Genomic DNA, 15,202 nt, shown 5'->3' with positions numbered 1-15,202 from the left:
CGGGTTACGGTAGCCGGGTGAGCTACACGGCAGGAGCTGTTCTCGCCACCATCCCCAGCCCGCCCCGGGGAGTCTGGGAACTGGGGCCGGTACCGATCCGGGCGTACGCGCTGTTCATCATCCTCGGCATCGTCATCGCGATCCTCTGGGGCGAGCGGCGATGGGTCGCCAGGGGCGGTGAGCGTGGCCTGATCACCGATGTCGCCGTGTTCGCGATTCCCTTCGGGTTGGTCGGCGGCCGGCTGTACCACGTGGCCACCGACTGGCAGCGGTACTTCGGCGAGGGCAACGATCCTGTCGACGCGTTGCGGATCTGGGACGGCGGGCTCGGTATCTGGGGCGCGATCGCGCTCGGTGCGGTGGGCGCGTGGCTGGCGTGCCGCCGCCACGGCGTGCCGCTGCCCGCCGTCGCCGATGCCACCGCACCCGGCATCGTCCTCGCCCAGGGGATCGGCAGGCTGGGTAACTACTTCAACCAGGAACTCTACGGGCGCGAGACCGACCTCCCATGGGGCCTGGAGATCTACGAGCGTGTCCATCCGGACGACCCGGCACGACCGGCGGGGGCAGACGGCGTAGCGGTGGACACCACCCCGATCGCCGTGGTGCACCCGACCTTCCTGTACGAGCTGCTGTGGTGTTTCGCCGTGGCGGCGCTCGTGGTTTGGGCCGATCGCCGGTTCCGACTCGGCCACGGCAGGGCGTTCGCGCTCTACGTCGCAGGCTACACCGCCGGTCGCTTCTGGATCGAGCTGCTCCGGATCGACGAGGCCTGGCGCCCGATCCTCGATGTGCGCATCAACGTCTGGACAGCGGCCGCTGTCTTCCTCGGCGCCGTGGCGTACCTGGTGCTGGCGCGCAGCCGCGGTCCTCGAGAGGAACCGCATGTGCTGGCACCCGCCGCGGCCACCGGCTCGTCCAGCGCAGGGCGCGGCGATCAGCGGAGTGACCAGCCTGACCAGTCTGACCAGGCGTCAGGGTCGGACGAGTCCCCGCCCGGTGATCAGGGGAAGGTCCAGGGCGGTCAGTAGTCCCGGTGGCGCATCCACCACCGCGGGGATGGCGTTGACCAGCCGCATGGCGGTCGCTTTCAAACCCGCCGTGTTGTGGTCACCGTCCGAACCGAGCAGTTGCAGGTCGAGGGTGTAGTTCGGCTCGCCGCTGATGGCGACCCGGTAGCACCCGGCCCCTGCGGGTTGTGGCCAGTCCGGTGCCAGGTCCTCGCGCAGCCGGGTGACGTGTTCCAGCACGCAGACGGGCTTGCCGTCGCGCAGGCCGCGCACCTCGAAGCGCAGCGCTGCCGCAGTGTCCTTGGCGATCTCGCCGGAGGCGATCGGGAACGTCTCCGGCGCCGGGACGCGCTCGTAGCGCTCGTCGACCCCGTCGAGCTCGACGCCGAGCCCCGCGGCGAGCTGGCGTACCACGCTGCCCCACGCCATGGACAGCACGCCGGGCTGCAGCAGCATGGGCACGTCATCCACCGGCTTGCCGAAGCCCATGATGTCGAACAGCACCGTGGGGTTGTCGTAGGTGCTGTAGTCGAGGATCTCCAGGCACCGGACCTCGTCGATGCGCTCGCACACGCTGGTGAGCACCAGCGGTAACCAGTCGTTGGCGAAACCGGGATCGACGCCGTTGATCCACAGTGACGCCCCACCCTCGGCTGCGGCCTCGCGCACCGGCGCCGACATCTCCTCGGGCACCACGCCGTCCGGATACTGCAGGAAGACCGGGGAGCTGGAAACGACGTCGATCCCGGCGCGCAGGAAGCCGGCCAGGTCCTGGATGGCCTCCTGGATGCGGTCGTCGGCCATGGCCGTGTACACCACACAGTCGGGCGCGGTCGCCAGTGCCTCCTCAGGATCGGCGGTCGTGGTGACCCCGAGCGAGCGCCCCAGTCCGGCGATCTCACCGGCGTCCCTGCCCGCCTTGGCGGGATCGGACACCCACACCCCGGCCAGCTCGAGATCGGGGTGCGTGTCGATGCCGGCGATGGTGTTCCTGCCGACGTTGCCCGTGCTCCACTGCACGACGCGGTAGCTCATGTCTTCCTCCCTGGTGATCGATACGGATGCCGCGCTGGGGTGGGCTTCACAGGTCGGGAAGTCCCAGTTCGAGGTTCGGTCGCTGCAGGCCGCCGTCGACCTCGAGTACCTTGCCGGTGATGTAGCTTCCCGCGTCCGCGGCGAGGAACAGCGCGCTGGCCGCGATCTCCTCGGGCTCACCGATCCGACCGAGCGGCGTGTTGCTCTCCAGCTGGTGCCGCAGGGAATCGTCGCCGGCCACGACCTCCAGCGCCGAGGTCGCGACCGACCCGACGGCGATGGCGTTCACCCTGATGCGCGGGGCGAGATCGTAGGCTGCCAGCCGCGTGTAGTGGGACAGCGCGGCCTTGGCTGTGCCGTAGGCGAGGAAACCCCTGCCGCTGACCCTGCCCATGACCGAGGAGATGTTGACGACCGAGCCCCCGCCGGTTTCCAGCATCTCCGGTACCGCCGCACGGGTGAGCGCGTGCGCGGTGGCGACGTTGAAGCGGAACGCCTCCTCGAGGAAGTCGGCGCTGGTATCCAGGAAGGGGCGTGGGTAGGTACCTCCCACGTTGTTGATGACGATGTCGAGCCTGCCGAAGGTTTCGCGGGCAGCAGTAACAAGTTCTTCCGTGTTTCCCGGCTCGGACAACTCGGCGGGAACGATGGCTGCCTTGCGTCCCGCGCGCTCCACCTCTCCTGCGACGGAGGCCAGATCGGACTCCGTCCGTGCCGAGATCACCACGTCCGCACCTGCTTGGGCAAGGGCCACCGCTGTTGCGGCACCGATGCCCCTGCCTGCGCCGGTGACAACGGCGACGCGGTCAGTCACGTGAAATCGATCCGCAATCATCCACGAACTATAACAGGTTCTAGTAATGGGAGGCCATGTTCGGCGCTGCTGCGATCACCCGCGGTCGCGACGCGGCGCGACGACGATCCCGCCGTCCCGGTGCAGGACGTCCACCGTCGCCGCGTAGTGATGCTCGATCCGCCGGGTGGTCAGCACCTCGGCCGGGCGGCCGTTGGCGACCGCCTCACCGCCGCTGAGCAGCAGCAGGTCCTCGGCGTACTGCGCGGCCGAGGTCAGATCGTGCACGGTGGACACGACGGTGAGGCCGTGCGTGGCGCGCAGCTGGTCGACCTGCTCGAGAAGTGCTTGCGCGTGCCCCAGGTCCAGACCGGTCGTTGGCTCGTCGAGCAGCAACACGCTCGCTCGCTGCGCCAGCACCCTCGCCAACACGGCACGTTGCCGCTCCCCACCGGACAACGTGTGGAGCCGCCGTGCCGCGAATGCGGTGAGATCCATCCGCGTGAGCGCGTCGGCCACGACGGCGTGATCGGTGCTGCCGTCGCGCGCAAGTGGGCCGAGATGGGGTGTCCGCCCGAGCAGAACGTAGTCGGTGACAGTCAGGCCCTCCGGGATCGCGGGCTGCTGCGGCGCGTATCCGATCGTGCGCGCGAGGCGCTTGCGCGGCAGGCTGCCCAGCGTCTGCCCGAACAGCAGGATCTCGCCGGTGGCGTGCGCCAGGCCCGCCATGGACTTGAGCAGGGTGGACTTGCCCGCGCCGTTCGGTCCGACGACGGCGAGCCAACCACCGGCACGGACGGTGACCGTGATCCCATGCAACACCGGGGCATCGCCGTAGCCCGCGCTGACCTCGCTCAGCGTGAGAGCCGGGGACCTCGACTCACCGGTCATGTCGCAGCCTCCCGGTTGCGGTAGAGCACCAGTGCGAAGAACGGCGCCCCCGCGAAGGCGGTTACCACGCCAAGCGGGAGCTCGCCGGGAAGGGCGCTGCGCGCGATCTGGTCGGCCAGGATCACGAACACCGCCCCGGTGATCAGCGACATCGGTACCACCACCCGGTAGCTCCAGCCGAACAGCAGCCGCACGATGTGCGGGACCACGATGCCGACGAAACCGACCAACCCGCTGACCGACACGGCAGCCGCGGTGGCCAGCGACGCTGCTCCGAGCAGCGCAAGGCGCAGCACGCCGGGACGGATGCCGAGCGCGCGTGCCTCGGTGTCGCCGAGGGCAAGGACGTCCAGCAGCCGGGCACACGCGAGCAGCACACCGGCGGCGGCGATCACCGACGGCAGTGCGGCGGAAAGCTCGCGCCACCCGCCCGTGGCGAGCCCGCCGAGCATCCAGGTATAGACCTGCTGCAGCGAGTCGGTGTCCAGTTGCTGCACGAACGCCTGTACCGCGCTGAGGAAGGCGGCGACGGCGATACCGGCCAGCAGCAGCGTGGCGGTGCCAGCTCCACCGACGGACCGGCTGAGCAACCAGCTCAACCCGACCCCGCCAAGCGCACCGGCGAACGCCGCCAGCTGCACCGTGCCGAGCACCCAGCCGGGCCCCGCGGGCGCGAGCACCATGACCAGCGTGGCGGCCAGTCCCGCGCCGGAGGCGGCGCCGAGCAGGTAGGGATCGGCCAGCGGGTTGCGGAACACCCCCTGGAACGCCGCACCCGCCCCTGCCAGGGCCGCGCCCACGACGGCGGCCAGCGCTACCCTCGGGGCTCGCAGCTGCCACACGATCGCCGCTTCCCGCTCGTTCAGCGGCGATGTCGAACCGGTCAGCTGGGCGAGTACCTCACCGAGAACCCGTTGCCAGCCGAGATCGACGGCGCCGAGCAGCACGGCGCCCGCGGCACACAGCAGCAGCGTGGCGAGCCCGCCTGCCACCGCGAGCGGGCGTAACCGGGTAACGCCGGGGCGCTCGGCGGTGCGGGTGGTCATGACCCCGCGTCGCGTACGGCCTCGCGCACCGCGTCGCTGACCGCCTCGGCGAACTCCACGATGCGTGGCCCCCACCGGGATGCGGTGTCGTCGTCGAGCTCCACGATCCTGCCCTCGGCCACCGCATCCAGCGCCTGCCATCCCGGGCGCTCGGCGACCGACTCCGCGGTGACCCCGCAACAGACGGTGTCGGCTAGGAAGATCAGATCCGGGTCGGTGTCGAGGACGCGTTCGGCGGGCAACTGCGGGTATCCGCCAAGCGCTTCCGGGTCGTCGCCGTCGGCGATGTTGTCGAGCCCGAACCGGCTGTACACGTCGCCGACGAACGTGGCAGAGGTCGCGGTGTAGAGATCGGGATCGAGCTCGTGGTAGATGCTCAACGGCTCTGCGGGGTCCGGAGTGCCTGCGACGAGCTCGTCGATAGCATCCGCGACCTCGCTCGCGAGCCGTTCCGCCGCTTCCTGGTGCCCGGTGGCGGTGCCCAGCATGCGGTACCGGTCGTAGGCACCGTCCAGCGATTCGGCGTCCGGCACCACCAGGGTGTCGATGTCCACCTCGGCCAGCGCGCCCGCGAGGCCCTCGACCTCGTGGGCGACCAGCACGAGATCGGGATCATGCGCGGCGATGGCTTCCGGATCCGGGGTCAACCCGGAGAGGCCTGTGGTGGGGGCCCACTCCGGGTGATCGGACTGCTCGTCAACGGCCACCACCTGCTCGCCCGCCCCGACTGCGTACAGCACCTCGGTCACGGTGGGCGACAGCGAGACGAGCCGTTCCGGCAAGGAGTGCAGGGTCACGGCATCGCCGTTTCCCGGCGCCTGGACGGTGACCGGGAAACCGTCGCCGGAGCCGCCAGCCGGTTCCTCATGGGCGCGATCGGCGCAACCGAGTAGCACCAGCGTGCCCGCGACGGCCAGCGCGGCGGCACGGATGCGGCGAGGGGGGCGGAAACGCGTGATGGGCATGCTGACCTCGGTGGTGTCGGCCGGTGTGGGAGCGCGGCCGCTTCCCCCAGGAGGTCACGGACGCCGCGCTCCTGGACCGGGAGCGGGTCCGCGCGCCACGCCACGGCAGTGACGCGACGGCGACGATGGCGTCTGGCGAGAGGGCAGGCGACCTGGCTGAGGCGGTCGCGCGCATCCGCGCCGCCATCACAGTTGCGGCACAGCGCCGGATTCGCACCGGACTTCGCTGGCCCCCAACGCCGGTCGGCGGGTGCCGACGGTCGGCCAGCCTACCAGCGAGGGGCTACAGCGTGGTGGCTCGCCACATCCGTGGCTGGACGCCGTGGTGTGGCGTCGCGCGCCGTGCCGTAGCCGATCCGCAGCAGGGTGTGGATCTCGGCGTGCTCGCCAGCGACGCCGAGTGCTCCCGGCAGCTGGGAGCGCACCTCCGGTACTTCGAAGGGCTGGGAGAGGAAGGATGCGCTGAGCCCGACCGTGCAGCCTGCCAGCAGGGCGCGCTGCATGGCGGCGCCCGCGATCAGGTCATAGCGTGGACCCGCGGCCGAGGTCAGGATCGCCGCCAGCAACGGTTGGTTCTCGAATCGCCGTGCAGGCAGCGGGTTGGGGCGGTAGTGGGCGCGCAGCGCGAGGTTCCTGCTGGGAACCGCCGGTGGCCCCACGGCGGTGAGCGGGATTCCGTCCCTCCTGCCATCCGCTCCGCCCACCCATCGCTTGATCTCCACCTGGTACGCACCGTCGCTGTCCTGGGCGCGCTCGGCACGGCGCACGAGTTCGGCGAGCTTGCCGTAGCGTTCCGGGTCGTCGACGAGCTCCAGCCGCGCACCCTCCGCGCGCGCGGCGGTGGTCAGCAGCGATCGCGCGGCCGGTGGTACATCACGGTTACGGAACGGGTGGCGGTTGGTACGGCGCAGTGGGATCGCGCGGGCGAGTTCGAGGTCGGTGGCGGTGGCGATGCGCTCGCCTGCGATCCGGGTCACGGCGAGCAGGTCCGGGTCGTTGCCATCCGGCAATAGCGTCACCAGCGCCACCCTGCCGTGCGCGCGCAGCGCGATGCGCAGGTTGCACAGCGCGGCCCCGCAGGACAGGCGGGCCTCGCGCGCCTGCGGGTCGGCGACCGGCAACACCCTGCTGCGATCCAGCCACAGTGCGATCCGATCACCGTCGACGTCGAACGCCCACGGCTGCGTGTTCATCGGAGAAGGGGCGCGTACCGCAGCGTCGAGCGCATTCGCGATCGCCGCTGGCGTCGTTGTGGTCATCGTTGTACCCCTACGCGAGAACATCGGATCTCTGAGTGATGAGTCCTAGCCTGGCTGGCCGTCCCGCGGTGCGGCACGGGCATAGGTCCCTCCGTACGGGGACCTAGGGTCGCTACGGATCCCGGTCGGTGCCGGAAGTCCCAGTGGCATGGGGGACTTCGCCCCTGCACGGCCGGCACCACGCGTTCCTACGGTGAATGTACCCGGCAGCAACGACGTACGGAGGGCATGATGAGAGCGACCGTCGCGTCGGTGATGACGGCCGACCCGCGGACGGTTCGGGTGCACACACCGTTCAAGGAGATCGTCCGACTCCTCGCGGACAACGGGATCAGCGCGGTACCTGTACTCGACGCGTTCGGTGAGCCGGTCGGTGTGGTCTCGGAGATGGATCTGGTAGTCAAACATCTGCATCATCCAGGCGAGAAGCGTCCCGGCTTCCTGGTGAACCCGTTGCTGCGGCGCCGATGGCGTAAGGCCGAGGCCCTGGTGGCCAGGGACCTGATGACCGCGCCAGTGCGTACCGTTGACGCGCGCGCTTCGATCCAGGATGCGGTGAACGCGTTGCTGCACGAGGGGATGCGCAGGTTGTTCGTCGTCGACGGCGGCAAGGTAGTCGGGGTACTGAGCCGCCGCGATCTGCTCCGGATCTTCCGGCGACCCGATCGCGATATCGCACGTGACGTCGAAAGCGGCCTCGTCCGGGACGCGCACCGGTCGGATCCCCACGAGGTGCAGGTTGATGTCGAGGACGGTGTGGTCACCTTGCTCGGCACCGTCCCGCGTCGTGGCGACGCCTCACGCGCCGCCGAGCTCGCCAGCCAGGTTCCTGGTGTCGTCGGGATTCGCAATCGCTTGGTGCCCACTGTAGACGCCATCGATCGCGGTCAGCTCGCCTAGGACGCGAGCCGGTGAGCCCATGGTGCCGGGTTGACGGAACCGCCCCAGCGTGCGAGGACATTGGTCCCCTCAAGCGGCGACTCTCGGCACTGCCGCACGCCGTGCGGGTCGGGCGACGATTCCGGTATCCACGACACCTCACCGCAGGGAGGTCACCATGCTGACGTCGACAGTCGCGGACGTGATGACCAGGGACGTCATCAGTGTCTCGCCGACGACCCCGTTCAAGGAGGCTGCCCAGCTGCTCGCCGAGCACGAGATCAGCGCGCTGCCTGTGGTCGGTCCGGGAGCGCAGCCCGTTGGCGTGGTATCGGAAGCGGACTTGCTGGTCAAGGAGCGCACGCGGGGGCGGTTGCGGAGCCCGGGACTGTTGGCGAGCCGGGGCAGCAAGCGCCGGTATCGACAGGCGCGAGCGACCACGGTCGGCGATGTGATGACGCCGAAGGTACGGACGATCGGCCCAGAAGAGCCGCTGGCACGAGCCGCTCGGGAGCTGCAGGCAGGGCGGCTGCGCAGGCTGTTCGTGGTCGATGGCAGCGACGCTCTCGTCGGTGTCGTCTCCAGACGGGACGTGCTGCGCGTTTTCACCCGCAGCGACCGCGAGCTCGCCGAGACGGTCCGGCGTCAGGTGCTGCGGTTCGCGTTGTGGGCACCACCCGAGGAGATCGCGGTCCGGGTGGTCGAGGGTGAGGTCACCCTGGACGGCGTCGTGGACACCAGGAGCGAGGCGGAGCGAGCGGTCCAGCTGACCGGGCAGATTTCCGGCGTCGTTGCGGTGCACAGCAAGCTCGCCTTCGCCGTCGACGACATCGAGGCCGCGCGGGCCTGACGGTAGGCGGGAACGGGAGAACCCGGCACGAGTCGGGTGTCGCGCGGGCCGGGCCATGGGACCACAGTGGACACGACACGACCGCGTAATCCCTTCTCGGGCGCGCCGGGAGAAAGGCGGCGTACGGCTCCGCTGTGAAGCGAGCCATCGAGCAGCGCACCGGATCCCGACGACGTACGCCACGCGTCACAGCACGTCCCCAGGGGCGCTGGCGTGAGCTGGATCCCTGGCCGCATGTTGACTTCTCCTGCTGGACGCGCACACTGAGAGGGACAGGTGAGCTGCTCGGCAGTACCGATCACCGCCGTCCAGCGCCTGTGACGCGCCGACCGGAGTCACCTCGTTCGGGGCGCGGCCCCATCGCTTGAGCAGGTCAGGGAGTTGACCAGGTGGCCACTTCCGGGATTCCTCACCGAGCGGGGCTGTACGATCCCGCCACCGAGCACGATTCCTGCGGCGTGGCGATGGTGGCCGACGTCGCAGGCCGTGCCTCGCACGCGATCGTCAGCGAGGCGCTGGCCGCGCTGGCCAATCTCGACCACCGGGGAGCTGCGGGTGCCGAACCGGACAGCGGTGACGGCGCCGGGCTGCTGGTGCAGCTCCCGGACAGCTTCCTGCGCGAGGTCGCGGGTGCCTCCGGCATCACGCTGCCGAGCCCGGCCCCCGAGGGCGCGGCCAGGTACGCCGCGGGCCTGGCGTTCCTGCCGGCCGAGCAGGCATGGCGTCGGTCCGCCGTCCAGCTCGTCCACCGGCTGGCGGCGGAAGAGGGATTGCGCGTGCTCGGCTGGCGGGACGTGCCCGTGCGGCCCGACGCTACGGGACTCGGCCCCACCGCGCGCTCGGCCATGCCGCACATCGCGATGCTGTTCGTTACCGCGGCGGCGAACCACGGCGCCGCGTCAGCCAGCGGCACCGAGCTGGACCGGCTGACGTTCTGCCTCCGCAAGCGGGTCGAGCACGCCAGCAGGGCGGCAGGCTGCGACACCTACTTTCCCTCGCTGTCCGCGCGCACCCTCGTGTACAAGGGTATGCTCACCACAGCGCAGCTCCCGGTGTTCTTCGGTGACCTGACCGACCCGCGGTTGGAGTCCGGCATCGCGTTGGGGCACCGCCGGTTCTCCACCAACACCTTCCCTTCCTGGCCGCTGGCCCATCCGTTCCGGTTCGTGGCCCACAACGGCGAGATCAACACCATCCGTGGCAACCGCAACCGGATGCGCGCCAGGGAAGCGCTCCTGGAATCGGACCTGCTGCCCGGCGATCTGAGCAGGCTGTACCCGATCTGCTCTCCGGAGGTCTCCGATTCGGCCGCCTTCGACGAGGTGCTCGAGCTGTTGCATCTCGGTGGCCGCAGCCTGCCGCACGCGGTGCTGATGATGATCCCGGAAGCCTGGGAGAACCACGACGGGATGGGTCCCGATCACCAGGCTTTCTACCGGTTCCACGGCAGTCTCATGGAACCGTGGGACGGGCCGGCCTGCGTGACGTTCACCGACGGCACTGTGGTCGGCGCCGTGCTGGACCGCAACGGGTTACGGCCCGCGCGGTGGTGGCGCTGCGCGGGCGGCCGGATCGTGCTGGCGAGCGAATCCGGCGTCGCCGACATCGAGCCGGCGGAGGTGATCGCTAAGGGCCGGGTGCGGCCGGGACGGATGTTCCTGCTCGACACCGCGGCGGGCAGGCTGCTCGACGACGACGAGATCAAGGACGAGCTCGCCGCGCAACACCCGTACCGGGAGTGGGTGCACGCCGGGCTGCTGCGCCTTGCCGACCTGCCGGAACGCGAACACGTGATGCCCACCCACGAGTCGGTGCTGCGCCGCCAGCTCACCTTCGGCTACACCGAGGAGGAGCTGTCGGTGCTGCTGGCACCGATGGCCACCACCGCGGCGGAGCCGATCGGGTCGATGGGAACCGACACCCCGCAGGCCGTGCTCTCGCAGCGCCCCAGGCTGCTGTACGACTACTTCGTGCAGCACTTCGCGCAGGTCACCAACCCGCCACTGGATGCCATCCGTGAGGAGCTGGTCACCTCGATGGCACGCATCATGGGGCCGGAGCAGAACCTGCTTGCGCCCGCCCCGGCCTCGTGCAGGCACATCCAGCTACCTACTCCGGTCGTCGACAACGACGAGCTCGCCAAGCTCGTGCACATCAACGACGATGGCAACCTGCCTGGGCACGCGTGCCAGGTGCTGTACGGTACGTACCCGGTCGACGGTGGCGGCGAGGCGCTGGCCGCGGCCATCCGGCGTGTGTGTGCCGAGGCGTCCGCGGCGATCGCGGCTGGGGCGGGCACGCTGGTGCTGTCGGACCGCGGCTCCACAGCTACGTATGCTCCCATCCCGTGCCTGCTGCTGGTCTCCGCGGTGCACCATCACCTGATCCGCACCAAGGAGCGGCTGCGGGTGGCCCTCGTGGTGGAAAGCGGCGACGCGCGGGAGGTGCACCACATCGCGTTGCTGCTCGGCTACGGTGCCGCCGCGGTCAACCCGTACCTGGCTTTCGAATCCATCGAGGATCTGCTGCTTTCGGGTGTGGTCACCGGGGTCGACGCGGGCACCGCACTGCGCAACTACATCGACGCGCTCGTCAAGGGCGTGCGCAAGGTGATGTCGAAGATGGGGATCTCGGCCGTCGGCGCGTACACCGCGGCGCAGGTCTTCGAAGCGTTCGGGCTGGATCAGCGGCTGCTCGATGAGCACTTCACCGGCACCAGCTCCCGGCTCGGTGGGGTGGGGCTCGACGTGCTCGCAGCCGAGGTGGCTGAGCGTCACCGCAGGGCCCACGCGCCGGGCAGGGGCGAGAGCGCGCACCGCTCGCTGGAGGCCGGTGGTGAGTACGCGGTTCGGCGCGAGGGGGAGCTGCACCTGTTCACCCCGGAGACGGTGTTCTTGCTGCAGCACGCGGGCAGCTCGGGACGCGACCGGGCCTACCGCGCCTACACCGAGCAGGTGCACCGGCTGGAACGCGAGGGCGGCACGCTGCGCGGGTTGTTCACGCTACGGAGCGACCGAGATCTGGTGCCGGTGGATGAGGTGGAGCCGGTCGAGGCGATCTGCCGCCGGTTCGCCACCGGCGGCATGTCCTATGGCGCCCTGTCGGCTGAGGCGCACGAGACGCTGGCGATCGCGATGAACCGTATCGGTGGCCGCTCCAACTGCGGTGAGGGCGGCGAGGACGCCGACCGACTCTACGATTCCGAGCGGTGCAGCGCGGTCAAGCAGGTGGCCAGCGGGCGGTTCGGGGTGACGAGCGAGTACCTGGTCAACGCCACCGACATCCAGATCAAGATGGCCCAGGGCGCGAAACCGGGGGAGGGCGGCCAGCTACCCCCGAACAAGGTCTACCCGTGGATCGCCAGGACACGCCATTCCACACCCGGTGTCGGGCTGATCTCTCCGCCGCCGCACCATGACATCTACTCGATCGAGGACCTGGCGCAGCTGATCCACGACCTCGCCAACGCCAACGACCGGGCGCGCATCCACGTCAAGCTCGTCAGCGCCCTCGGTGTCGGCACGGTCGCCGCGGGGGTGGCCAAGGCCAAAGCCGACGTTGTGCTGATCTCCGGCCACGATGGCGGGACGGGTGCGGCTCCGCTGACCTCGCTTAAGCATGCGGGCACTCCGTGGGAGATCGGTCTGGCGGAAACCCACCAGACGTTGCTGCTCAACGGGCTGCGCGACCGGATCGTGGTGCAGGTCGACGGCGGGCTGCGGACCGGGCGCGATGTGGTGATCGCCGCGCTGCTCGGTGCCGAGGAGTACGGATTCGCCACCGCGCCGCTGATCGTCGCCGGTTGCGTCATGATGCGGGTGTGCCATCTTGACACGTGCCCTGTCGGAGTCGCTACCCAGAACCCCGCACTACGCGAGCGTTATGCCGGCCGGGTCGAGCACGTGGTGAACTACTTCCGGTTCGTCGCTCGGCAGGTACGTGAGCTGCTTGCCGGGCTGGGCCTGCGCAGCCTCGACGAAGCGATCGGGCGGGTGGAGATGCTCGACACCGGCGCGGCCGAGCAGCACTGGAAAGCGCGCGGTCTTGACCTGGGCCCGATCCTCGACGTGCCCACCCGCGACCCTGATGGCGTGGCACGGTTCGCCACCCGCGGGCAGGACCATGGTCTCGATCGCGCGCTCGACCGGACGCTGATCCAGCTTGCCGAGGCGGCGCTGGAGGACGCCCACCCGGTTCGGCTCGAGCTGCCGGTGCGCAACGTCAACCGCACCGTGGGAACGCTGCTCGGCGCGGAGGTGACCCGCCGCTATGGCAGCGCGGGTCTGCCGGAGGACACCATCCGGATCCGGCTGACCGGCTCGGCAGGGCAGTCGCTCGGCGCGTTCCTGCCCACCGGGATCACGCTGGAACTCATCGGCGACGCCAACGACTACCTCGGCAAGGGGTTGTCGGGCGGTCGCATCGTGGTGCGCCCGCCGGAGGAGACCGGGTTCATCGGGTCGGGGGCGCAGGATCACGTCATCGCGGGCAACGTGATCGCCTACGGGGCCACCGGCGGCGAGATCTACCTGCGCGGCCAGGCCGGGGAGCGGTTCTGCGTGCGCAACTCCGGCGCCTGCGCGGTCGCCGAAGGCGCTGGTGACCACGCGTTCGAGTACATGACCGGAGGGCGGGCCGTGGTTCTCGGCGAGTGCGGCCGCAACCTCGCCGCCGGCATGTCCGGCGGTGTCGGGTACGTGCTCGACCTCGATCCGGCCAAGGTGAATCCCGCTATGGTGGAGTTGCAGCGGCCGGGCGCCGCTGACCTCGCGTGGTTGCGGGAAACCGTGGCTCGGCACCGGGAGGCGACCGGCTCGACCGTGGCCGCGGGTGTGCTCGCCGACTGGCCCCGACGATCCGCCGCGTTCACCAAGGTGATGCCACGCGACTACCAGCGGGTGCTCGACGCGGCACGGCGCGCCCGCGAGCAAGGCAGGGATGTCGACGAGGCGATCATGGAGGCGGCTCGTGGCTGACCCGACCGGTTTTCTCACCCACGCCCGCGCCGAGGCCCCCAAGCGGGACGTGCGCAAGCGGGTCGCCGACTGGCGCGAGGTCTACGCCGAGCTCGACCCACACGAACGCAACGAGGCGGTCCGCACCCAGGCCAGCCGGTGCATGGACTGCGGGATCCCGTTCTGCCACTCTGCGGGAGCCGGGTGCCCGCTTGGCAACCTGATCCCCGAGTGGAACGAGCTGGTGCGGCGCGGCGAGTGGGAACGCGCCAGCGAGCGGCTTCACGCCACCAACAACTTCCCCGAGTTCACCGGCATGCTGTGCCCCGCACCGTGCGAGGCCGGGTGCGTGCTGGCTATCACGCCCGCACTCGGCGGGCCCGTGACCATCAAACGGATCGAACAGGCCATCGTGGACACCGCGTGGGAGCGGGGCTACATCCGGCCGCTGCCGCCGGAGGCGCACACCGGCAGGCGGGTCGCGGTGGTGGGTTCCGGGCCTGCCGGGTTGGCCGCCGCGCAGCAGCTGCGGCGTGCGGGTCATGCGGTGACGGTGTTCGAGCGCGACGACCGGTCGGGCGGGCTCCTCCGGTACGGCATCCCCGAGTTCAAGATGGAAAAGCAGCGCATCGACCGCCGGTTGTGGCAGCTCGAATCCGAAGGCGTCGAGTTCGTCACCGGCTGCGAGGTGGGTGTCGATCTGCACGTGCCCGACCTGCGGTCGCGGTTCGGCGCCACGGTGCTCGCGGTTGGTGCGCTGCGGGGCAGGGACGATCGCGGCATCCCTGGCAGGGAGCTCGATGGCATCCACCTGGCGATGGAGCATCTCGTTCCGGCCAACCGGGAATGCGCAGGCGACGGTCCGAGCCCGATCACCGCGCGTGGCAAGCACGTCGTGATCGTGGGCGGCGGCGACACCGGCGCGGACTGTTACGGGACGGCCACCCGGCAGGGGGCGTTGTCGGTCACCCAGCTCGACCAGTACCCGCGACCGCCCGAGGAACGCGACGACACCCACTCGCCGTGGCCGACGTGGCCGCATATCCTGCGCACCTACCCGGCGTACGAGGAAGGGGGCAGCAGGGTCTTCGGCGTCGGGATCACCCGCTTCCTCGGGGACGATGCCGGTCACGTACGCGAGATCGAGTTGAGCGAGGTGGCCGTGCGGCGCGATCCGGAAAGCGGACGCCGCGAAGTGACCCCGGTCGGTGAGCCCGCGCGACTGCCTGCCGACCTGGTGCTGCTGGCGATCGGCTTCACCGGGGTAGAACCGATGCGGCTGCTCGACGATCTGGGGCTGAGGCCGACCGCGCGAGGCACGTTGGGTTGCAGCAGCGACTGGCAGACCGCGGCCGACGGGGTTTTCACTTGTGGCGACGCCCATCGGGGGGCGTCACTGATCGTCTGGGCGATCGCGGAGGGCCGTGCGGCGGCGCACGCCGTCGACGCCTACTTGACGGGGGAGTCGCGGCTACCCGATCCGGTGCATCCCGCGGCAATGCCGCTGTCGGTGGTGTGA

General features: G+C 70.2%; 11 protein-coding genes and 1 riboswitch. Of the genes, 5 read left to right on the top strand and 6 right to left on the bottom strand.

Features of this window, described 5'->3' with window-relative positions; genetic code table 11:
* Positions 1-17: 17 nt before the first annotated feature.
* Positions 18-1,031, top strand: coding sequence for a prolipoprotein diacylglyceryl transferase (lgt, locus tag F8178_RS09390; protein WP_317494329.1), 1,014 nt, complete (start codon positions 18-20; stop codon positions 1,029-1,031).
* Here lgt and F8178_RS09385 read toward each other — a convergent pair.
* From F8178_RS09385 to F8178_RS09360, 6 genes are all read right to left on the bottom strand, one after another.
* Positions 975-2,045 carry a diacylglycerol kinase gene (locus tag F8178_RS09385; RefSeq protein WP_317494328.1) on the bottom strand — a complete coding sequence of 357 codons (1,071 nt, stop codon included), beginning with the start codon at positions 2,043-2,045 and terminating at the stop codon, positions 975-977. The genes lgt and F8178_RS09385 overlap by 57 nt on opposite strands.
* Positions 2,046-2,091: 46 nt before the next feature.
* On the bottom strand, positions 2,092-2,880 hold the full coding sequence (locus tag F8178_RS09380) for an SDR family oxidoreductase (RefSeq protein ID WP_317494327.1): 789 nt from the start codon (positions 2,878-2,880) through the stop codon (positions 2,092-2,094).
* A gap of 54 nt (positions 2,881-2,934) precedes the next feature.
* Positions 2,935-3,729 (bottom strand): ABC transporter ATP-binding protein, encoded by a 795-nt coding sequence (locus tag F8178_RS09375; RefSeq protein ID WP_317494326.1) that lies wholly within the window; start codon positions 3,727-3,729, stop codon positions 2,935-2,937.
* On the bottom strand, positions 3,726-4,775 hold the full coding sequence (locus F8178_RS09370; protein ID WP_317494325.1) for an iron ABC transporter permease: 1,050 nt from the start codon (positions 4,773-4,775) through the stop codon (positions 3,726-3,728). The genes F8178_RS09375 and F8178_RS09370 overlap by 4 nt, the downstream gene beginning before the upstream one ends.
* Positions 4,772-5,740 (bottom strand): helical backbone metal receptor, encoded by a 969-nt coding sequence (locus F8178_RS09365; protein ID WP_317494324.1) that lies wholly within the window; start codon positions 5,738-5,740, stop codon positions 4,772-4,774. Before F8178_RS09365 ends, F8178_RS09370 begins: the two co-directional genes overlap by 4 nt.
* Positions 5,741-5,891: 151 nt before the next feature.
* Positions 5,892-5,962: riboswitch (cobalamin riboswitch) on the bottom strand.
* A gap of 47 nt (positions 5,963-6,009) precedes the next feature.
* Positions 6,010-6,999 carry an Acg family FMN-binding oxidoreductase gene (locus F8178_RS09360; protein ID WP_317494323.1) on the bottom strand — a complete coding sequence of 330 codons (990 nt, stop codon included), beginning with the start codon at positions 6,997-6,999 and terminating at the stop codon, positions 6,010-6,012.
* Positions 7,000-7,227: 228 nt separating this feature from the next.
* On the opposite strand from F8178_RS09360, the gene F8178_RS09355 reads away from it, so the two are divergent.
* The 4 genes from F8178_RS09355 to F8178_RS09340 all read left to right on the top strand — a co-directional run bounded on the left by F8178_RS09355 (position 7,228) and on the right by F8178_RS09340 (position 15,202).
* Complete coding sequence (locus F8178_RS09355; RefSeq protein WP_317494322.1) at positions 7,228-7,899, top strand: CBS domain-containing protein; 672 nt, start codon at positions 7,228-7,230, stop codon at positions 7,897-7,899.
* Between the two features lie 157 nt (positions 7,900-8,056).
* Positions 8,057-8,728: a CBS domain-containing protein gene (locus F8178_RS09350; RefSeq protein ID WP_317494321.1), complete on the top strand. Its 672-nt coding sequence runs from the start codon at positions 8,057-8,059 to the stop codon at positions 8,726-8,728.
* Between the two features lie 389 nt (positions 8,729-9,117).
* Positions 9,118-13,704, top strand: a complete 4,587-nt coding sequence (gene gltB / locus F8178_RS09345; protein ID WP_317494320.1) for a glutamate synthase large subunit — start codon at positions 9,118-9,120, stop codon at positions 13,702-13,704.
* Positions 13,697-15,202: a glutamate synthase subunit beta gene (locus tag F8178_RS09340; RefSeq protein ID WP_317494319.1), complete on the top strand. Its 1,506-nt coding sequence runs from the start codon at positions 13,697-13,699 to the stop codon at positions 15,200-15,202. Before gltB ends, F8178_RS09340 begins: the two co-directional genes overlap by 8 nt.

The organism is Haloechinothrix sp. LS1_15 (assembly GCF_033042135.1).
Taxonomy (GTDB): Bacteria; Actinomycetota; Actinomycetes; order Mycobacteriales; family Pseudonocardiaceae; genus Haloechinothrix.
This window is presented reverse-complemented; position numbering and strand designations above follow the sequence as displayed.

Excerpts from the sequence above, each read along its gene's own strand:
- F8178_RS09385 (WP_317494328.1), bottom strand. The coding sequence starts at position 2,045 with ATGAGCTACCGCGTCGTGCAGTGGAGCACGGGCAACGTCGGCAGGAAC.
- F8178_RS09380 (WP_317494327.1), bottom strand. The coding sequence starts at position 2,880 with ATGATTGCGGATCGATTTCACGTGACTGACCGCGTCGCCGTTGTCACC.
- F8178_RS09375 (WP_317494326.1), bottom strand. The coding sequence starts at position 3,729 with ATGACCGGTGAGTCGAGGTCCCCGGCTCTCACGCTGAGCGAGGTCAGC.
- F8178_RS09370 (WP_317494325.1), bottom strand. The coding sequence starts at position 4,775 with ATGACCACCCGCACCGCCGAGCGCCCCGGCGTTACCCGGTTACGCCCG.
- F8178_RS09365 (WP_317494324.1), bottom strand. The coding sequence starts at position 5,740 with ATGCCCATCACGCGTTTCCGCCCCCCTCGCCGCATCCGTGCCGCCGCG.
- F8178_RS09360 (WP_317494323.1), bottom strand. The coding sequence starts at position 6,999 with ATGACCACAACGACGCCAGCGGCGATCGCGAATGCGCTCGACGCTGCG.
- F8178_RS09355 (WP_317494322.1), top strand. The coding sequence starts at position 7,228 with ATGATGAGAGCGACCGTCGCGTCGGTGATGACGGCCGACCCGCGGACG.
- F8178_RS09350 (WP_317494321.1), top strand. The coding sequence starts at position 8,057 with ATGCTGACGTCGACAGTCGCGGACGTGATGACCAGGGACGTCATCAGT.